This is a genomic window from Spirillospora sp. NPDC048819, from assembly GCF_040650055.1.
Taxonomy (GTDB): domain Bacteria; phylum Actinomycetota; class Actinomycetes; order Streptosporangiales; family Streptosporangiaceae; genus Spirillospora.
Map to the genome: position 1 here is coordinate 1 of NZ_JBEZGN010000072.1, position 17,384 is coordinate 17,384.

Below are 17,384 nucleotides of genomic sequence, written 5' to 3' on the forward strand. Positions count from 1 at the left end.
GGGGCGCGCAGCCGCCCGGCCGCGGCGGCGGCGAGCTGCCCGCCGGCGCTGTCGCCGGCCACGCCGATCCGCGCGGGGTCCAGGCCGAGCCGGGCGGCGCGGGCGGCGACCCAGCGGGTGGCGGCGACGGCGTCGTCCAGGGCGGCGGGGAAGGGGTCTTCGGGCGGGCGGCGGTATCCGACCGACACCCACGCGACGCCGCTGGCGACCGCGAGGGCCCGCACGACCGGGTCGTAGGAGTCGACGTCGCCGAGCATCCAGCCGCCGCCGTGGAAGTACACCAGCGCCGGTGCCGGGCCGGTGGAGGCGGGGCGGTAGAGCCGTGCGTGCAGCGGCCCGGCCGGCCCGTCCACGGAGAGGTCTTTCACGGTGTCGACCGGCGGTCGCGGGGACCGGGCCAGGTCGGCGGCGTGCCGGCGGCGCGCGTCCTGGACGCTGCGGCCCGGCGCGGCGGGCTCGGCCAGGCGGCGGCGCATGAACGCCAGGTACTCGGGGTCGCGTCCCATCGGTTCCTCCCGCGCAGAGCCTACGGCGCCTGGTGGGTCGTCGCGGGCGGGTGCCAGCGGTAGAGCATGTCGGCCTGCCGCAGTATCGCGGTGGGGCCCAGGCGCCCGGCGAGCCGCATGAGGCCGTCGCGGGCCGCGACGGGCGCGGCGCCCGACAGGGCGGTCAGGCGGGCGATGCGGTGGGAGCGGCGCATCACCGCCGTGGTGCGGGGCAGCCGCGCGGCGCTGTAGGCGGGCAGGCCGTCCCCGGCGGTGACCTCGTGGGCCAGGACGACCGCGTCCTCGATGGCCTGGCAGGCGCCCTGCCCGAGGTTGGGGGTCATGGGGTGCGCGGCGTCGCCGAGCAGCGCGATATTCCCGCGGTGGAAGGCGGTGAGGGGGGCGGGCAGGTCGTAGATGTCGTTGCGGAGCAGCGCGGCGGGGGAGACGGCGTCCAGCAGCGCGGGGACCGGGTCGTGCCAGCCGGTGAACAGGCGCCGCAGTTCGCCGCGTTCGTCGGCGGCGCGGGCGCCTTCGGCGGCGCGGGCGGTGGCGTAGAAGTAGGTGCGGCCGCCGGCCAGGGGCGTCATGCCGAAAACCTGCCCGCGTCCCCACGTCTCGGCGGGGGTGACGCCGGGCACCGGTTCGGCGGTGACGCCGCGCCAGGCGGTCAGGCCGGTGTGGCGGACGGGCGGGTGGCGGGGGAACAGGGAGGCGCGGACGCCGGAGCGGATGCCGTCGGCGGCGACGATCAGGTCGGCGTGGTGTTCGGTGCCGCCGGCGGTGACGGTGCCGCGGGGGGACACGGTGGTGACGGTCGAGCCGAGGTGCAGGGCGCGGGCGGGGACGCGGGCGGCGAGCGCGTCGATGAGGGCCGAGCGCAGGAGGACGACGGTGGGGTCGCCGTAGCGGGCGGCGGCGGCGTCGGCGGAGGTGCGGCTCAGCCAGGTGCCGTCGGGGCGGCGGATGCCGCCGTCGCCCTGCATGGCGGCCAGGTCCCGGACGGTGTCGCCGGCGCCGATGGTGTCCAGGGCGCGCAGGGCGTTGGGGCCGATGGCCAGGCCCGATCCGGCGGGTTCGAGGGAGTGGGCGCGTTCGTGCAGGTCCACGTCCCAGCCCCGGCCGTGCAGGGCCGCGGCGGCGGTCAGCCCGCCGATCCCTCCGCCGATCACGATCGCGTGCGGCATCGCTCAACTCCTTGTGACTACATCCGTAGTGTGTATACTACGCCCGTAGTGCGGGTGGGTAGGATCCGGGGGTGAGCTCACCGCGCGCCAGGCTCGTCGCCGACACCGCCATCGCCCTGCTCGCCGAACGCGGCATGCGGGGCCTGACCCACCGCGCCGTCGACGCGGCCGCCGGGCTGCCGCCCGGTTCGGCGTCCAACCTGGCCCGCACCCGCGCGGCGCTGCTGGAGCTGACCCTGACCCGCCTGACCGAACTGGAGCGCGACCGGTTCGGCGGGCTGGACGGCGCGGCCCCCGGCGGCTCCCCCGGCGCGTCGCGGGACGCGATCGCCGGGGGGCTGGCCCGCGTGCTGCACGACCAGCTGACCGGTGACCGGCGCCGCGCCACCCTCGCCCGCTACGAGCTGGCGCTGGAGGCGACCCGGCGGCCGGGGCTGCGCGTCATCTACGACGAGGCCGGACGCGGGTTCCGCCGCGCCGCGTGTGCGCTGATGGCCGCGGCCGGGTCGCCCGACCCCGACGCGCACGGCCTGCGGCTCGTCGCGTTCGCCGAGGGGCTGATGTTCGACGCGATCGCCGGCGCCGGGCCCGAACCCGGCCCCGGCGAGCTGCACGCCGCCGTCGCCGGATACCTCGCCGGTGTCCTGCCCCCCGAAGGACCCGAACGCGCCCCCGGGGCCGCCGGAAAATCCGTTGCGACCGGCGGCGGCGCAGGGCAGTCTGATTCGTGCGGACGCCGGAACGCCCGGCCCGAGGAAACCGGAAGGGGACGGTCATGACCTGTCGCCGCGACGATCGCACCCGGACCCGGACCTGCGGGCGGGCGGCCCCCTGACAGCGGTGTCCCACCGCCGGCGGCCGCCTCCCCGCACCGGGGACGCGGCCCTTTCTCGTTCACGACCTCGTAGCTCAGCGGCCAGAGCACCGGCCCGTCACGCCGGCAGCCGTGGGTTCGAATCCCATCGGGGTCGCACGGCCCGCGCCGCGGGCCCGTGACGTCGTAGCCGAGTGGTTCAGGCGGCGGTCTGCAAAACCGTCTCACGTGGGTTCGAATCCCACCGGCGTCTCCGGCTCCGCCCCCGCGTCACCCTGGGGGCGGGGCCCCGACTCCCCGTAGCTCAGCGGACAGAGCACCGGCCTCCGAAGCCGGGAGCCGCAGGTTCGACTCCTGCCGGGGAGGCGTCCGCCCCGCCGTGCGGCGGGGCCGCGTTCGTTGCGCCCGGGGATGTTCAGGCGTGGCCGCCGACCGTCACCGGCCCGATCGTGAGGCTCGCCAGGGACGCCTCCAGCACGTGCGCGACCCGCTCCACCTGCTCGTCCAGCTCCGCCCGCCGCGCCCGGTCCAGCGTGACCAGCGGCTCCACCGTGACGTCGACGCGGCGGCCCGACCGGCGCTGGTGCCACAGGCCGGCGGCGACGCCGTCCACCAGCAGCACCTGGAAGTTGCCGCGCAGCCGCTCACCGGCGCGCCCCGGATACAGCAGCTCGGGCGGCTGGTTGCCGACCCGGTAGGCGTAGCCGTCGAAGTAGGGCAGCAGCCGCACCCCGCGCGGCGGATCCGGCGGCGCCGCGGTGTCGCCGCGCGCCGTCCACGCCGGCGCGCCCTGCACCAGCACCCGCTCCAGGTCCTGCGCCGCGAACAGCTCCGCCGCCCACCGGGCCGGGACGCCCAGCCAGTGCGCGAACCGCTCCGGGGTCCCCGGCCCGTAGGCGTGCAGGTAGCGGCGGACCAGGCCGGCCAGCGCCGTGGACGCCGCGTCCGGCCGGAAACCGGGGATCAGGCGGCGCGGGCTGGAGTAGGTGACGTTGCGTCCGCGCGGCGGCCCGAAGCACACCGCGCCCCGCGTCCCCGCCGTCCCCAGCGCCTGCCGCCACCGCGGCCACAGCGTCTGGAACGCCGGCATCACCCGCTCGCCCGCCCACGGCCCCGTCCGCTCCACCACCGCCTCGCCCAGCTCGCCGACGGTCAGGTCCGCCTCGTCCACCGCGGCGGCGATCGCGGCGATGACCTGCTCGGTCTGCTCCGCGGTCATCCGCACCTCGCCGGTGTGCGGGCTCGGCGCCGGCGGCAGCGCCGACAGCGCGCCCGCCCACATCGGCAGGTCCCGCGCCGCCAGCACGTGCACGGTGCCGCGCGGGCCGTGCGCCTTGACCAGCGTGCGGTCCCGCCACAGCGCCCGCCGCACGTCCGCGCGGGTCGCGCCGTCCACCCGCAGCCCGATCCCCAGCTCCGCCGCCGCCATCACCTGCGCGTGGACGCCCGCGACGGCCGCCGCGACCTCCGCGCAGCCGCCCCCGGACGGGACCGACAGCGCGTGCCGCTCCAGCCGCCGCGCGCACACCTGCCCGAACGACATCTCCACCGCCACCGTGCGCCTCCCGCCTCGGACCATCCGGACGCGGCCCACCCTAGAAGGAGTTCAGGCCGGATCCCGTCCTAAATGTGCGGCATGCTGGGCGGCATGGCCGACCCGCGATCCGGTTGCTGAACCTGCTGTCGCTGCTGCAGACGCCCCGCGAATGGCCGGGGACCGAACTCGCCGGGCGCCTGGGCGTCAGCGGGCGCACCGTCCGCCGCGACATCGACCGGCTCCGCGAACTCGGCTACCCCGTCGAGGCCGCCCGCGGGCTCGGCGGCGGGTACCGGCTGGTCGCCGGGACGGCGATGCCGCCGCTGCTGCTCGACGACGAGGAGTCCGTCGCGATCGCCGTCGGGCTGCGCACCGCCGCCGCCCACCCCGTCGACGGCATCGGCGAGGCCTCCGCCCGCGCGCTGGCCAAACTCGAGCACATCCTGCCGTCGCGGCTGCGGCGCCGCGTCGCCTCCCTCGGCGCCGCCACCGAGCCGCTCACGACCGCCGCCGGGCCCGGCGTCGACCCCGCCGTCCTGGCCGCCCTCGCCGCGGCGGCGGCCGCCGGGGAACGCGTCCGCTTCACCCACACCGGCGGCGACGGCACCGAAACGCGCCGCCACGCCGAACCGCACCGCATCATCGCCGCCGCGCGCCGCTGGTACCTCATCGCCTACGACCTCGACCGCCGCGACTGGCGGACCTTCCGCGCCGACCGCGTCACCGCGCCCCGCCCCACCGGGCAGCGCGCCGAACCCCGCGACGTCCCCGGCGGCGACGCCGCCGCCTACTTCAGGGACACCATGTACGCGCTGGCCCCCGTCTACCGCGCCGAGGTCACCGTCCACCTGCCCGCCGACCGGGCCGCCGCCCGCCTGGGCGCCGGCGCCGCCGACGTCCGCGTCCTCGACGGCGGCCGCTGCCTGCTCACCACCGCCGCCGACACCCTCGACTGGCTCGCGGCGCGCCTGCTCATGCTCGGCTGCGACTTCCGCGTCCACGGCCCGCCCGAACTCATCACCCACCTGCGGACCCTCGCCGCCCGCGCCGCCGACGCCACCGGGCGGCCCGGCGAACCGCCGCCGGACCACGACCGCGCGCCCGCCTGAACACGGCGCAGCGCGGTCGTGTCCCTCCCGCCGCAGGCCCGCGTGTCACAGGCGGCCGGGCTGTCTCGTCTCGGGCCCCGTAGAGGCGTTCTGAGAAGAACGCACCCTCCCACGGCGAGGAGCCGATCATGAGCGAGCGGACCGCACAGCAGAAGATCGCACTGGTCACCGGGGCGAACAAGGGGATCGGCCGCGCGGCGGCAGGGCAGCTCGCCGCGCGGGGCATGACGGTCCTGGTCGGCGCCAGGGACCCGCGGCGCGGCGAGGAGGCCGCCGCGGCGCTGCGCGCGGCGGGCGGCGACGCGCACGCGCTCACCCTGGACGTCACCGACCACACCACCGCCCGCGCGGCCGCCCAGCGGATCCGGGAGCGGTTCGGCCGCCTCGACGTGCTGGTCAACAACGCCGGCGTCACCGGCTCCGGGCAGGTCTCGCCCCAGGACGCCCACGACCAGGTCCCCAGCTCCGTCGACCTGAACATGGTCCGGGAGGTGTTCGAGACCAACGTGTTCGGGGTGATCGCGGTGACCAACGCCGTCCTGCCGCTGCTGCGGCGGTCGCCGGCGCCGCGCATCGTCAACGTCAGCAGCCACGCCGCATCGCTGGCCCTCACCGGCGACCCGGACGGCCCCTTCGCGGCGCTGCTGCCGTCGGCGGCCTACACCCCCTCCAAGGCCGCGCTCAGCGCCCTCACCGTGCAGTACGCCAACGAGCTGCGCAAGGACGGCGTCCTGGTCAACGCCGCGGCGCCCGGGTTCGTCGCCACCGACAGCAACGACCACACCGGCCACCTCACCCCCGCGCAGGGCGCGGCGGTCGTGGTGCGCCTGGCCACCCTCGACGCCGGCGGGCCGACCGGCGGGTTCTTCGGCGAGGAGGGCCCCGTGCCCTGGTGAGGGCCGGTGCCCTGGTGAGGGCCGGCATGTCACAGACCGCCCGGGCCGTCTCGTCTCGGGTGGCAAGAACGCGCTCATATCGGGAAGGTGATGGTCATGAGGGTTTTCGTCGCAGGCGGGACCGGGGTCCTGGGGCGGCGGCTGGTGCCGCGGCTGGTGGAGCGCGGCCACCGGGTGACGGCCACGACCACCGGCGCGGCCCGGCTGGAGCTGCTGGAGCGGCTCGGCGCCGACGGCGTCGTGATGGACGGCCTGGACGCGGTGTCGGTCGGTGAGGCGGTGGCGCAGGCCCGGCCCGAGGTGATCGTGCACCAGATGACCGCGATCTCCGCGGCGCACGCCGGCAAGGCCGACATGAAGCACATGGACCGCTGGTTCGCCACCACCAACCGGCTGCGCACCGAGGGGACCGACCACCTGCTGGCCGCCGCCGACGCCGCCGGCGTCGCCCATGTCGTCGCGCAGGGCTACGGCGCCTGGAACGGCATCCGCCGGGGCGGCTGGGTCAAGACCGAGCAGGACCCGCTGGACCCCATGACCGGGACGGCGGCCGAACCGGGGATGGCGGCGATCGCCCACGTCGAGGACGTGGTCGTCGAGGCCGGCGGCGCGGTCCTGCGCTACGGCTGGTTCTACGGGCCCGGCGCCACCGCCGACCTGGCCGAACCCGTCCGCAAGCGGCAGTTCCCGGTCGTGGGAGGCGGCGCCGGCCACTGCTCGTGGGTGCATCTGGACGACGCGGCCGACGCCACCGTCCTCGCGGTCGAGCAGAACGCGCGGGGCGTGTTCAACATCGCCGACGACGAACCGGCGCCCGCGAGCGAGTGGCTGCCCCATCTGGCCGAGTGCGCGGGCGCCAAACGGCCACTGAAGGTCCCCGCGTGGCTGGCCCGGCCGCTGGCCGGGGACGTGGCGGTGACGATGATGACCGAGGGCCGCGGCTTCTCCAACGCCAAGGCCAGGCGGGAACTGGGCTGGGAACCGGCCCACCCGTCCTGGCGGCAGGGCTTCCGGGAGGAGCTGGCGTGACCCGGGACCGCGAGTTCCAGGAACTGCGGCCCCTGCTGTTCTCGATCGCCTACCGCATCCTGGGCAGCGTCGGCGAGGCCGAGGACGCCGTCCAGGAGACCTGGCTGCGCTACCACGCGGCGCGCGCCGAACCCGCCTCGCCCAAGGCGTTCCTGGCGGCCGTGGTCACCCGGATCTGCATCGACGTGCTGCGCTCGGCCCGCGTCCGGCGCGAGGAGTACGTCGGGCCGTGGTTCCCCGAACCGCTGCTGGCCGACCCCTACCAGGACCCGGAGCGGTCGGCAGAACTGGCCGACTCGGTGTCGATGGCGGCGCTGCTGCTGCTGGAGCGGCTCAGCCCCCTCGAACGCGCGGTCTTCGTGCTGCGCGAGGTGTTCGGGTTCGGGTTCCCCGAGATCGCCGACGCCGTGGAACGCTCGCAGGCGGCCTGCCGGCAGCTCGCGGTCCGGGCGCGCCGCCACATGGACGCCGGCCGCCCCCGGTTCGAGGCCGGCCGCCGCGAGCGCGAAGAACTCGCCGGACGGTTCCTGGGCGCCTTCCGCGACGGCGACCTGGACGCGCTGACCGCGCTGCTGGCCGCCGACGTCCAGATGGTCGGCGACGCCGGCGGCAAGGCCCCGCTGTGGGCCGACCGCTTCACCGGCGCCGAGAACGTGGCGCGGGTCCTGGCCGCGCTCGCCCGGCCGTTCGCCCGGATCGGGGCGACGGTGCAGCCGCACCCGGTGAACGGCCAGCCCGGCGCGATCTTCCGCGACCGGGACGGCGGGGTCCTCAACACCTGGACGCTCGACGTCCGCGACGGGCGGATCCAGACGATCCGCACGGTCAGCAACCCCGACAAGCTCGGGCACCTGGGCCCGGTCGCGGACGCCTGGACGGCGCTGCGCGAGGGGAGCCCGCACCGCCGCGCCGCGAGCCGGCCCGCCGCGGCCGCCCGCCCCCCGGACGGGGTCACCCGGTGACCCTGCCCAGGAAGGCGTCCAGGTTGGCGTGCAGGCGGGCGACCTTCTCCTCCAGCGACAGCGTCTCCTCCAGGTCACCGCCGGCCACCGACTGCTTGAGGCCCCGCACGTACAGCGAGCAGTCCAGGTCACCGCACAGGTACCGCCCGACGGTGTTGCCCTGCCGGCCGGCCTCGCCGGTGCGGCGCGCGGTCATCAGCGCCACGCCGCCGCCGGTGCGCGTGGTCAGGCACAGCGAGCACATGCTGCGCGCGGTGAAACCGCGCCCGCCGCCGGAGGTCACCCGCAACGCGATCCCGACCGGCCGGCCGCCGCGCTCGGCGACCAGATGGGCGCGTCCGGGCGCGCGCGGGTCCCGCCAGCCGAGGAAGTCCAGGTCCTCCCACGGCCGGTCCGCCAGATCCCGGGGCAGCCCGAGCCGCCCGGCCTCGCCCTTGGTGGAGTTGACGAAGCATCCGCGGATGTCGCTCTCGGTCATCGCCCTCATGGCGGCGAGGCTAACCGGCCCGGAACCTGTTAGGCAAATTCCTAAGTCGTTTAGGTTCTGGGAGGATGACCCCATGAAACGCCCGGGGGTGACCGCCGAACGCCTGACCCGGACGGCGGCGGAACTGGCCGACGAGATCGGCTTCGACAACGTCACGGTCACGGCGCTGGCGCGCAGCTTCGGCGTCAAGGAGGCCAGCCTGTACTCCCACATCCGGAACATGCGGGACCTGCGGGTCAAGGTGGCCCTGTTCGCCCTCGCCGAACTCGCCGACGCCGCCGCCGACGCCCTGGCCGGACGCTCGGGCAAGGACGCCCTGGTCGCCTTCGCCGACGCCTACCGCGACTACGCCAGAAGGCACCCGGGACGGTACGCCGCCAGCCGCTTCAGCCTCGACCCGCAGACCGCCGCGGCCAGCGCCGCCGTCCGGCACGTGGAGATGACCCGGGCGATCCTGCGCGGCTACCGCATACCCGAGGCCGACCACATCGACGCCATCCGGCTGCTGGGCAGCACCTTCCACGGCTTCGTCAGCCTGGAGGCGGCCGAGGCCTTCCGGCACTCCAGCGACGCGCGCGGCACCGACGCCTCATGGTCGAGGATCCTGGACGTCCTCCACACCGCCCTCACCGACTGGCCCCCGGCCTGACCCCGGGCCCGACCCGCTCATTTCACGATGCGGTAGAGCAGGTGGGTGGCCTTCGGGGTGCCGGTCACGTCCACCACCTCGAGCCGGACGTGGGCGTCCCCGATGTCGTCGAACAGCCGGCCGCCGCCGCCGAAGATCACCGGCGCCAGGTGGATCCCGATGTGGTCGACCAGCCCGGCCCGCAGGAACCGCCGCGCGGTGTCCGCGCCGCCCATCACGGCGACGTCCCTGCCGCCGGCGGCCTCCCGCGCCTGCTTCAGGGCGCTTTCGATCCCGTCGGTCACGAAGGTGTACACGCCGCCCTCGGGGACGTCGCCGGGCGGCGGCCCGTGCGTCACGACGAACAACGGCAGCCGGGCGGGACCGGTCGGCCCGTCGGCCCCCCACCAGGGCAGCGACGTGTCGTAGGTCCGCCGCCCGGAGATGATGGCGCCCAGGCTCGCCGCGGAGGCGGCCAGCAGTCCGGCGGTGGCGGCGTCGCCGCCCATCGCCCACTCGGTCAGCCGGTCGCCGCCCGCACCGGCCGGCTCCTGCGGGGTGGCGCCGGCCGCCGTGACGTACCCGTCGAGCGACATGCTCATATCCAAGATCACCTTGCTCATGGGACTCCTTCGCGCATCGCGCTCGTACTGATCGGCCGCCAGCCTGGCGGGCCGCGGTGGCACAGTTGTGTCAGTCCGGTGAAACGCGCCGCCGGGCCGGGGAAGGGGGACGATCCGCGTGCTGAGCGTCGAGCTGCTCGGGCCGCTGCGCGTGTCGGCGGACGGGCGGCCGGTTGAGCTGCCGGCCGGGCGGCTGCGCGCACTGCTGGCCGTGCTGGCGATGTCGGCGGGCCGCACCGTCCCGGCCGGCCGGCTGGCCGCCGCGGTGTGGGGCGCGGACGCGCACGGCGACCCGGGCGGCAACCTCCGGACCGGCGTCAAGCGGCTCCGCCGCGCCCTGGGCCCCGCCGGCGGGGCGCTCGTCGCGGCCCGGCCCGGCGGCTACCTGCTGGCGGCCGGCCCCGACGAGGTCGACGCGCTGCGCTTCGGGCGCCTGCTCGACCGGGCCGCGGCGGCGCCCGAACCGGCGGCCGAGCGGTCCCTGCTGGCCGAAGCGCTGGCGCTGTGGCGCGGCGCCCCCTTCGAGGGGATCCGGTCGGACTGGCTGGAGCAGTCCGCGGCGCCGCCGCTGCGGGAGCGGTACCTGACGGCGCTGGAACGGCGGGCCGACCTGGACCTGGCGGCCGGAGCGCGACCCGACCCGGCCGAGCTCGCCGAGGCGGCCGGGCGGCATCCGCTGCGCGAATCGCTGTGGGTGCGGCTCCTGCGGGCTCTGGAGGCGGCCGGGCGGCCCGCCGAGGCGCTGGAGCGGTACGAGACGATCCGGCGCCGGCTCGCCGACGACCTCGGCGCCGACCCCAGCCCCGGGCTGCGGCAGGTCCACGCCGACCTGCTCGCCGGCGGCGCGCCGCCCCCCGCGCCGCCCGAAGCGCGCCCGGTCCCCCGGCAGCTGCCCGCCGCCGTCGGCGGGTTCGCCGGGCGCGAGGCCGAGCTGGCGGCGCTGGACGCACTGCTCGGCGCACCCGACGGCCCGCCGGACGGGCCGCCGCCGATCGCGGTGATCGCCGGCACCGCCGGCGTCGGGAAGACCACCCTCGCCGTGCACTGGGCGCACCGGGCCGCCGGGCGTTTCCCGGACGGCCAGCTCTACCTCGACCTGCGCGGATACGACCCGTCGGGGCGGGCCCCGGACCCGGCGGCGGCCATCGCCGAGCTGCTCGGCGCGCTGCGGGCGCCGCCGCACCGCATCCCGGGCGGCACCGCCGCGCAGGCCGCGCTGTGGCGCACCCTGCTGGCCGGGCGGCGCATGCTGATCCTGCTGGACAACGCCCGCGACAGCGCCCAGGTCGCCCCGCTGCTGCCCGGGACGCCCGGCTGCCTCACCGTGGTCACCAGCCGCGACCACCTCACCGGCCTGGTCACCGCCTACGGGGCGCATCCGCTCACCCTCGGCCTGCTGCCGCCCGACCAGGCCGGGCGGCTGCTGGCCGCGCGGCTCGGCCCCGGCCGCACCGCCGCCGAACCCGCCGCCGCCGAACAGATCGTCCGCCGCTGCGCCGGCCTGCCGCTGGCGCTGGCGATCGTCGCCGCCCGCGCCGCGCTCCACCCCGCGCACCCCCTGAGCGCGCTCGCCGCCGAACTCGGCGACGCCCTCGGCGCGCTGGACCGCGCCGCCGGCGTCCGGGCGATCTTCTCGTGGTCCTACGACACGCTCGGCGACGACACGGCGCGGCTGTTCCGCCTGGCCGCCGGGCTGCACCCCGGCCCCGGCGTCACGGCCGACGCCGCCGCCAGCCTGGCGGGCGTCCCCGCGGCGCGGGCCCGGCCGCACCTGGACGCGCTGGCCCGCGCCAGCCTGCTCACCGAGCACGCCCCGGGCCGCTACTCCTGCCACGAGCTGCTGCGCGCCTACGCCGCCGAACTGTGCGAGGCCCGCGACCCCGACCGCGACGCCGCCCGGCACCGTATCGTCGACCACTACGTCCAGACCGCGCACGCCGCCGCGCTGCACGTCCCCGGGCACATCGAGACCACCGCCCCCGCCGCGCCCCGCCCCGGCGTGTCGGTGACCGGGTTCGCCGGGCCCGGCGAGGCGGCGGCGTGGCTCACGGCCGAACTCCCCGCCCTGCCGGCCGTCCTGGAACTCGCCGCGGACCTGGGCCTGGACCGGCACGCCTGCCATCTGGCGCGGGCGCTGTCGGTCTTCCTGCACCGGCGGGGCCGCTGGCTGGAACGGGCCGAGACCCAGCGCGCCGCCGTGGCCGCCGCGCAGCGGCTCGGCGACCCGGCCGAACAGGCCCGGGCGCACCGCGGCCTGGCCCTGGCGCTGGCCGACCTGGGCCGCTTCGGCGACGCCCACCACCACCTCGACACCGCGCTGGAACGATCGCACGACGACCCGTCCGGCCAGGCGTGGACGCATTACCACCGCGACCTCGTCTACGCCGCGCAGGGCCGGGTGGCCGACGCGCTCGGCGCCGCCCGCCGCGCCCACGACCTGTTCGACCGCCTCGGCGACGAGCCCGGCCGCGCCGTCGCGCTCACCGACCTGGGCTGGCACCACGGCCGCCTCGGCGACCACGCCCGGGCCCTCGACCTGTGCGGGCAGGCCCTGGTCCTGCACCAGAAGCACGGCAACCGGCCCCACGAGGCCCACACGCTGTCCTGCCTGGCCGACACCCGCCTCAAGCTCGGCGACGCCGCCGGGGCGGTCCCCCTCTACCGGCAGGCCCTCGGCCTGTTCGGAGAGTTCGGCGACCGGTACGCCGAGGCCGGCGTCCTGGCCCACCTCGGCGCCTGCCACCACCTCACCGGCGACCACGCCGCCGCCCGCGAGCAGTGGCGCCGCGCCCACGCCGTCCTCGGCGATCTCGACCCCACCACCGCCGACCAGGTCCGCGTCCAGCTCGCGATGACCGATCGGGCCGCCGCCGACGCCTTCGCCCGGCACCGCTGACACCGGCCCGCGGCCGAGAGCCCGACGGTGGCCGGCTGCACGGCGGGCGGCAGGGCCGTTCGCCACGCCGCCGGTCCGGGCGGGCGATCCCGCCTGCGCCGGCCGGCACCGGATCGACCCGGCCCGCCGCCGCCTCCGGGCCCGTCCGCTCTTCGAGACCGGCGCCGAGCACGGCGCACGGCCGAACGACATCGCCCGCGTGGGCTACCTGGTCGGAGGCGGGATCGCGTGCACGGCGCCGCAGGTTCCGCGACCCGGGAGGGCGCCGGTCAGCAGCAGGGCGCGGCGGCGGGCCGCCGGCCGGCGTCCGGGGCGCAGCAGGCGGAGTCGCCGGCCTTGTCCAGGGTGGGGGCCTCGCCCTTGACGGCGTAGACCTCCCAGGGCTCCCGGCCGGGGCCGTGGACCCAGACCTTGTCCTGCAGGGCGTAGCAGCAGGACGTGTCGTTCTCCTCCAGGGTGGCCAGCCCCGCGGCCGACAGGCGGCGGGCGGCGTCGCGGACCTGCCCGGAGTCCTCGACCTCGACGCCCAGATGGTCCAGGCGGGTGGGCTCGCCGCCGGCGCCCTCGATGAGGACCAGCTTGAGCGGCGGCTCGGCGACGGCGAAGTTGGCGTAGCCGGGGCGGCGCTTGGCCGGGCCGGCGCCGAACAGCCCGGTGTAGAAGGCGATCGAGGCCTCCAGGTCGGAGACGCGCAGGGCGAGCTGGACACGGGACATCACGAACCTCCTGTTTTGACGTCCATCGAAACAGTGGACGCTTTCAGCATGCGCCTCTGCATTGACGGCTGTCAATTTAGAGGAATGTCTAATCAGGAGCCGTGCCCGCGGCGCTCTTGTCCGGGGCACTTCCATCGTCTATCGTCGATTGACGATGGATACTGAGAAGGGGCCGCTCGGCCGGTCCGCCGCCGTGGAGTACGCGTCCTGGTTCAAGGCGCTCGCCGACCCGACCCGCGTCCAGATCGTGTCGCTGCTGGCGCGGCAGGGCCGGCCGATGAACGTGGGCGAGATCGTCGAGGCGGTCGACGTCGGGCAGTCCACCGTGTCGGCGCACCTGAAGGTGCTGGCGGAGGTGCGGTTCGTGCTGGCCGACAGCCGCGGCACCGCTCGCTACTACCGGATCAACGACGCGTGCGTCGGCTGCTTCCCCAGCGCCGCCGACGTCGTCATGGGCCGGCCCGCGCCCCGGGCGCCGACGTGCGGCGAACCGATGGGAGACACATCATGACCGACGAGGTGGTCGAGCGATACTCCGGGCTGGCACGGCTGGCCGGAGACGGCGGACTCCCGCTGCTGCGGGAACCGGGCGGCTGCTTCGGCGCCGCCGCCTACACCGCCGAGGACGACGCCCCCGAGGACGCGCTGCGCGCCAGCCTCGGCTGCGGCAACCCCCTGGCCGTCGCCGACCTGCGCCCCGGCGACACCGTCCTGGACCTGGGGTCGGGCGGCGGGCTGGACGTGCTGCTGTCGGCGCGGCGCGTCGGCCCCTCCGGCGTCGCCTACGGCCTGGACGCCAGCGACGACATGCTCGCCCTCGCCCGCGCCGGCGCCGAGCGCGCCGGCGCCGCCAACGCCCGGTTCCTGCGCGGCCGCATCGAGGAGGTCCCGCTGCCGGACGGCTCGGTCGACGTCGTCATCTCCAACTGCGTCGTCAACCTCTCGTCCGACAAGCCCCGGGTGCTGGCCGAGGCGTTCCGCGTCCTGCGCCCCGGCGGGCGCCTGGGCATCAGCGACGTCATCGCCGGCGACGGCATGGACCCCGCGCGGCGCGCCGAGGCCGAACGCGGCGCCGGGTGCGCCCGCGGGACGCTGACCGCGGGGGAGTACCGCGCCCGGCTGGCCGCCGCCGGGTTCGGCGAGATCGCCGTCACCCCGGCCGGCGACGCCGGGGGCGGGCTCCGGTCGGCGATCGTCCAGGCCGTCAAACCCCGATGACCATCGCCGCCGCGGCAGGGTGATCACCGGCAGGGTGATCACCGCTGCGGCGGCAGGGCGCCGGCGATGCAGTCCAGGACGCGCTCCAGCCCGTGGCGGAACCGCTCCTCGCCGGTCATGTGGGGCAGCCGCGCGTCCCTGATGACGCGCTCGAGCATCGGGTGGGCGCCGGTTCCCAGCAGTTCCCGGACGTAGGGGCCGCTGCGCGCCATCAGCAGCTCCGGCGTCATCCCGCTGCGCCGGTTCTCGCGCTCCCACTCGATCTCGCTCCGCACGACGCGCTCGACGTAGCCGTTCAGCATGTCGAGCAGGGTGAGCACGTCGTCGACGGGGACGCCGACGTCCAGCGCGCCGATCGCGAACTCCACCAGCCGCAGCCGGTGGGGGCCGAGCGGGGCGCGCGGGCCGGGCAGGCCCGCCAGCCAGGCGTGCCGCAGCCACATCGCGCGGGTGTTCACCGCGACCAGCGTCAGGTCGGCGCGCCAGTCGCCGGTGGGCCGGGCGGGCAGGTCCATCTCGGCCAGGACGTGGTCGGCCATCAGCTCGATCAGGTCGTCGCGGGAGGGGACGTAGCGGTACAGCGACATCGCGCCGGTGCCGAGCTCGGCGGCGATGCGGCGCATCGAGGCCGCCTCCAGGCCGTCGGCGTCGGCGATGCGGACCGCCGCCTCGGTGATCTGGGCGCGGCTGTAGGCGGGGCGGGGGCCGCGGCCCTGCCGCTCCGGGACCGACCAGATGCTGACGTGCTCGCCGCCTGCCACCCGACCTCCTCGTGCGTCCTGGACAGCATCCTAGTTGCGTACGACGTACCCGGTTGTTTACGCTGGCGGGCATCGACCGCGTACACCGTACCCAGAGGAGGCGCCGTGACGGGCGAACCGATCGTCCTCGCCGAGGCGCTGCACAAGCGCTACGGCGGCACCCAGGCCCTGGACGGCCTCGACCTCGCCGTCCCCGCCGGGACCGTCTGCGGGGTCCTCGGCCCCAACGGCGCCGGCAAGACCACCGCCGTGCGGATCCTGGCGACCCTCGCCGACGCCGACTCCGGCCGCGCCCGCGTCGCCGGCCACGACGTCGCGCGCCGCCCCGACCAGGTGCGGGCCCGCATCGGGCTGGCCGGGCAGCACGCCGCCGTCGACGACAAACTCACCGGCCGCGGCAACCTGCGCATGTTCGGCCGCCTGTACCACCTGCCGCGCCGCGTCGCGCACCGCCGCGCCGACGAGCTGCTGGAGCGGTTCGGGCTCGCCGGCGCCGCCGACCGGCAGGTGCGGGGCTACTCCGGCGGGATGCGCCGCCGCCTCGACCTGATCACCAGCCTGATCCTGGCGCCCCAGGTGCTGTTCCTGGACGAGCCCACCACCGGCCTGGACCCCCGCAGCCGGGGCGAGATCTGGGACGCCGTCCGCGAACTGGCCGCCGGCGGCACCACCGTCCTGCTCACCACCCAGTACCTGGACGAGGCCGACCGGCTCGCCGACGACATCGCCGTCGTCGACCACGGCCGCGTCATCGCCACCGGCACCCCCGACCGGCTGAAGGCCTCCATCGGCGACCGCCTCGACGTCGTCCTGGAGGACCCCGCCATGGCCGGCGGCGCCGCCGCGGTCCTGCACGCCCTCGCCGGCGCCCACCCCGTCCTGGACGGCGGCCGGCTGTCGGTGCCGCTGCCGGCCGGGGCCGTCCGGCTCGCCGACGTCGTCCGCGAACTCGACCGCGCCGGCGTCGCCGCCGAAGACGTCGCGCTGCGCCGCCCCACCCTCGACGAGGTGTTCCTGCGCCTCACCGGCACCGCCGCCGGCGCCGCGCCCGAGCACGAGAAGGAGACCGCCCGATGACCGGCCCCGCCCTCACCGGCCCGGCTCTGACCGGCCCGGCCCTCACCGGCACCGCGTCCCGCGCCGGGCGGCTGCGCTGGACGCTCACCGACGGCCTCACCCTCATCGGCCGCGAACTGTCGCGCATCCGGCGCGAACCCGGCGAGCTCATCGCCGCGCTGATCTTCCCCGCCGTCATGGTCGTGCTGTTCGGCTACGTGTTCGGCAGCGCCATCGCCGTCCCCGGCGGCGGGAACTACCGCGAGTACCTGATGCCCGGCCTGTTCGCCATGGTCACCTTCACCGCCCCCATGGCCGTCACCATGCGCGTCGCCGCCGACGCCTCCCGCGGCGTCATGGACCGGTTCCGCTCCATGCCGATGGCCCGATCCGCCGTCCCGTTCGGGCAGACCGGCGCCGACGTCCTCAGCGGCGTCCTCGGCATCGCCGTCATGGCCGCCGCCGGGCTGATCGTCGGGTGGCGCGCCCACAACGGCGTCTGGCCCGCCGCCGAGGCGTTCCTGCTGCTGGCCCTCATGCGGTACGCGCTGAGCTGGGCCGGCTGCTACCTCGGCCTCGTCGTACCAAACGAGCAGACCGCCGACCAGCTGCTGCCGCTGGTGTTCCCGGTCACCATGCTGTCCAACTCCTTCGTCCCCACCGGCGGCATGCCCGCCCCGCTGCGCGCGATCGCCGAATGGAACCCCGTCAGCGCCCTCACCGCCGCCTGCCGCGAACTGTTCGGCAACCCCGGCGCCCCGGCCGGCGACGCGGCCTGGCCGGTCGCCCACCCCGTCGCCGCCACGCTCGGCTGGTCGCTCCTGCTGCTGGCGGTCTTCGTGCCGCTGTCGGTGCGGACCCACGGGCGCCGCGGCCGCTGACGCCCCGGCGGCGCGCGCGGGGGAGCGGGGGAGCGGGCCGCGGCCGTAGGGTCGCTGTTCCGCAACCCCGACCTCGCCGACACCTACCGTGAGCTGGCC

The 17,384-nt window shown here is 76.7% G+C and carries 18 protein-coding genes and 3 tRNA genes; 14 read left to right on the plus strand and 7 right to left on the minus strand.

Features of this window, described 5'->3' with window-relative positions:
- Nucleotides 1–506: alpha/beta hydrolase fold domain-containing protein (locus AB0C35_RS44945; protein ID WP_358470455.1), on the minus strand; the 506-nt coding region annotated here is incomplete at its 3' end.
- 20 nt (nucleotides 507–526) lie between these two features.
- A complete protein-coding gene (locus AB0C35_RS44950; protein WP_358470458.1) occupies nucleotides 527–1,672 on the minus strand; it encodes an FAD-dependent monooxygenase in 1,146 nt (381 codons plus the stop codon).
- A gap of 71 nt (nucleotides 1,673–1,743) precedes the next feature.
- Between AB0C35_RS44950 and AB0C35_RS44955 the strand changes: the two genes are divergently transcribed.
- The 4 genes from AB0C35_RS44955 to AB0C35_RS44970 all read left to right on the plus strand — a co-directional run bounded on the left by AB0C35_RS44955 (nucleotide 1,744) and on the right by AB0C35_RS44970 (nucleotide 2,852).
- A complete protein-coding gene (locus AB0C35_RS44955; protein WP_358470461.1) occupies nucleotides 1,744–2,451 on the plus strand; it encodes a TetR family transcriptional regulator C-terminal domain-containing protein in 708 nt (235 codons plus the stop codon).
- Nucleotides 2,452–2,570: 119 nt separating this feature from the next.
- A tRNA-Asp gene (locus tag AB0C35_RS44960) sits at nucleotides 2,571–2,643 on the plus strand.
- A 23-nt stretch (nucleotides 2,644–2,666) separates the two neighbouring features.
- Nucleotides 2,667–2,739 (plus strand) — tRNA-Cys (locus AB0C35_RS44965).
- Nucleotides 2,740–2,779: 40 nt separating this feature from the next.
- Nucleotides 2,780–2,852 (plus strand) — tRNA-Arg (locus AB0C35_RS44970).
- Nucleotides 2,853–2,901: 49 nt separating this feature from the next.
- On the opposite strand, the gene AB0C35_RS44975 is transcribed toward AB0C35_RS44970, so the two are convergent.
- On the minus strand, nucleotides 2,902–4,041 hold the full coding sequence (locus AB0C35_RS44975) for a winged helix DNA-binding domain-containing protein (RefSeq protein WP_358470464.1): 1,140 nt from the start codon (nucleotides 4,039–4,041) through the stop codon (nucleotides 2,902–2,904).
- A 74-nt stretch (nucleotides 4,042–4,115) separates the two neighbouring features.
- Here AB0C35_RS44975 and AB0C35_RS44980 point away from each other — a divergent pair, with 74 nt between their 5' ends.
- The 4 genes from AB0C35_RS44980 (at nucleotide 4,116) to AB0C35_RS44995 (ending at nucleotide 8,019) form a co-directional block, all read left to right on the plus strand.
- Complete coding sequence (locus tag AB0C35_RS44980) at nucleotides 4,116–5,132, plus strand: YafY family protein (protein WP_358470467.1); 1,017 nt, start codon at nucleotides 4,116–4,118, stop codon at nucleotides 5,130–5,132.
- A 128-nt stretch (nucleotides 5,133–5,260) separates the two neighbouring features.
- Nucleotides 5,261–6,028, plus strand: a complete 768-nt coding sequence (locus AB0C35_RS44985; protein WP_358470470.1) for an SDR family NAD(P)-dependent oxidoreductase — start codon at nucleotides 5,261–5,263, stop codon at nucleotides 6,026–6,028.
- 96 nt (nucleotides 6,029–6,124) lie between these two features.
- Nucleotides 6,125–7,057, plus strand: a complete 933-nt coding sequence (locus AB0C35_RS44990) for an NAD(P)-dependent oxidoreductase (RefSeq protein ID WP_358470473.1) — start codon at nucleotides 6,125–6,127, stop codon at nucleotides 7,055–7,057.
- Nucleotides 7,054–8,019 (plus strand): RNA polymerase sigma-70 factor, encoded by a 966-nt coding sequence (locus tag AB0C35_RS44995; RefSeq protein ID WP_358470476.1) that lies wholly within the window; start codon nucleotides 7,054–7,056, stop codon nucleotides 8,017–8,019. The genes AB0C35_RS44990 and AB0C35_RS44995 overlap by 4 nt, the downstream gene beginning before the upstream one ends.
- On the opposite strand, the gene AB0C35_RS45000 is transcribed toward AB0C35_RS44995, so the two are convergent.
- A complete protein-coding gene (locus AB0C35_RS45000) occupies nucleotides 8,009–8,506 on the minus strand; it encodes an FBP domain-containing protein (protein ID WP_358470479.1) in 498 nt (165 codons plus the stop codon). The two genes, AB0C35_RS44995 and AB0C35_RS45000, sit on opposite strands and share 11 nt — an antisense overlap.
- Before the next feature lie 73 nt (nucleotides 8,507–8,579).
- Here AB0C35_RS45000 and AB0C35_RS45005 point away from each other — a divergent pair, with 73 nt between their 5' ends.
- Nucleotides 8,580–9,155: a WHG domain-containing protein gene (locus AB0C35_RS45005; protein ID WP_358470482.1), complete on the plus strand. Its 576-nt coding sequence runs from the start codon at nucleotides 8,580–8,582 to the stop codon at nucleotides 9,153–9,155.
- 17 nt (nucleotides 9,156–9,172) lie between these two features.
- Here the strand turns inward: AB0C35_RS45005 and AB0C35_RS45010 are convergent, their stop codons facing one another.
- Nucleotides 9,173–9,757, minus strand: coding sequence for a dihydrofolate reductase family protein (locus tag AB0C35_RS45010; RefSeq protein ID WP_358470485.1), 585 nt, complete (start codon nucleotides 9,755–9,757; stop codon nucleotides 9,173–9,175).
- Between the two features lie 118 nt (nucleotides 9,758–9,875).
- Here AB0C35_RS45010 and AB0C35_RS45015 point away from each other — a divergent pair, with 118 nt between their 5' ends.
- Nucleotides 9,876–12,653 (plus strand): BTAD domain-containing putative transcriptional regulator, encoded by a 2,778-nt coding sequence (locus AB0C35_RS45015; RefSeq protein ID WP_358470488.1) that lies wholly within the window; start codon nucleotides 9,876–9,878, stop codon nucleotides 12,651–12,653.
- A 269-nt stretch (nucleotides 12,654–12,922) separates the two neighbouring features.
- Here the strand turns inward: AB0C35_RS45015 and AB0C35_RS45020 are convergent, their stop codons facing one another.
- Nucleotides 12,923–13,369, minus strand: a complete 447-nt coding sequence (locus tag AB0C35_RS45020; RefSeq protein WP_358470491.1) for an ArsI/CadI family heavy metal resistance metalloenzyme — start codon at nucleotides 13,367–13,369, stop codon at nucleotides 12,923–12,925.
- A 154-nt stretch (nucleotides 13,370–13,523) separates the two neighbouring features.
- Between AB0C35_RS45020 and AB0C35_RS45025 the strand changes: the two genes are divergently transcribed.
- Both AB0C35_RS45025 and AB0C35_RS45030 read left to right on the plus strand, forming a co-directional pair.
- Nucleotides 13,524–13,880, plus strand: a complete 357-nt coding sequence (locus AB0C35_RS45025; RefSeq protein ID WP_358470494.1) for a metalloregulator ArsR/SmtB family transcription factor — start codon at nucleotides 13,524–13,526, stop codon at nucleotides 13,878–13,880.
- A complete protein-coding gene (locus AB0C35_RS45030) occupies nucleotides 13,877–14,587 on the plus strand; it encodes a methyltransferase domain-containing protein (protein ID WP_358470497.1) in 711 nt (236 codons plus the stop codon). The genes AB0C35_RS45025 and AB0C35_RS45030 overlap by 4 nt, the downstream gene beginning before the upstream one ends.
- Nucleotides 14,588–14,625: 38 nt before the next feature.
- On the opposite strand, the gene AB0C35_RS45035 is transcribed toward AB0C35_RS45030, so the two are convergent.
- Nucleotides 14,626–15,348: a TetR/AcrR family transcriptional regulator gene (locus AB0C35_RS45035; RefSeq protein WP_358470500.1), complete on the minus strand. Its 723-nt coding sequence runs from the start codon at nucleotides 15,346–15,348 to the stop codon at nucleotides 14,626–14,628.
- 105 nt (nucleotides 15,349–15,453) lie between these two features.
- On the opposite strand from AB0C35_RS45035, the gene AB0C35_RS45040 reads away from it, so the two are divergent.
- Together AB0C35_RS45040 and AB0C35_RS45045 are read left to right on the plus strand one after the other, a co-directional pair.
- Nucleotides 15,454–16,425 (plus strand): ATP-binding cassette domain-containing protein, encoded by a 972-nt coding sequence (locus AB0C35_RS45040; protein WP_358470503.1) that lies wholly within the window; start codon nucleotides 15,454–15,456, stop codon nucleotides 16,423–16,425.
- A complete protein-coding gene (locus tag AB0C35_RS45045; protein WP_358470506.1) occupies nucleotides 16,422–17,285 on the plus strand; it encodes an ABC transporter permease in 864 nt (287 codons plus the stop codon). The genes AB0C35_RS45040 and AB0C35_RS45045 overlap by 4 nt, the downstream gene beginning before the upstream one ends.
- Nucleotides 17,286–17,384: the final 99 nt, after the last annotated feature.

Bases quoted from the DNA above. Each gene is read 5' to 3' on its own strand.
- AB0C35_RS44950 (WP_358470458.1), bottom strand. From the start codon at position 1,672: ATGCCGCACGCGATCGTGATCGGCGGAGGGATCGGCGGGCTGACCGCC.
- AB0C35_RS44985 (WP_358470470.1), top strand. From the start codon at position 5,261: ATGAGCGAGCGGACCGCACAGCAGAAGATCGCACTGGTCACCGGGGCG.
- AB0C35_RS44990 (WP_358470473.1), top strand. From the start codon at position 6,125: ATGAGGGTTTTCGTCGCAGGCGGGACCGGGGTCCTGGGGCGGCGGCTG.
- AB0C35_RS45000 (WP_358470479.1), bottom strand. From the start codon at position 8,506: ATGAGGGCGATGACCGAGAGCGACATCCGCGGATGCTTCGTCAACTCC.
- AB0C35_RS45005 (WP_358470482.1), top strand. From the start codon at position 8,580: ATGAAACGCCCGGGGGTGACCGCCGAACGCCTGACCCGGACGGCGGCG.
- AB0C35_RS45010 (WP_358470485.1), bottom strand. From the start codon at position 9,757: ATGAGCAAGGTGATCTTGGATATGAGCATGTCGCTCGACGGGTACGTC.
- AB0C35_RS45020 (WP_358470491.1), bottom strand. From the start codon at position 13,369: ATGTCCCGTGTCCAGCTCGCCCTGCGCGTCTCCGACCTGGAGGCCTCG.
- AB0C35_RS45025 (WP_358470494.1), top strand. From the start codon at position 13,524: ATGGATACTGAGAAGGGGCCGCTCGGCCGGTCCGCCGCCGTGGAGTAC.
- AB0C35_RS45030 (WP_358470497.1), top strand. From the start codon at position 13,877: ATGACCGACGAGGTGGTCGAGCGATACTCCGGGCTGGCACGGCTGGCC.
- AB0C35_RS45045 (WP_358470506.1), top strand. From the start codon at position 16,422: ATGACCGGCCCCGCCCTCACCGGCCCGGCTCTGACCGGCCCGGCCCTC.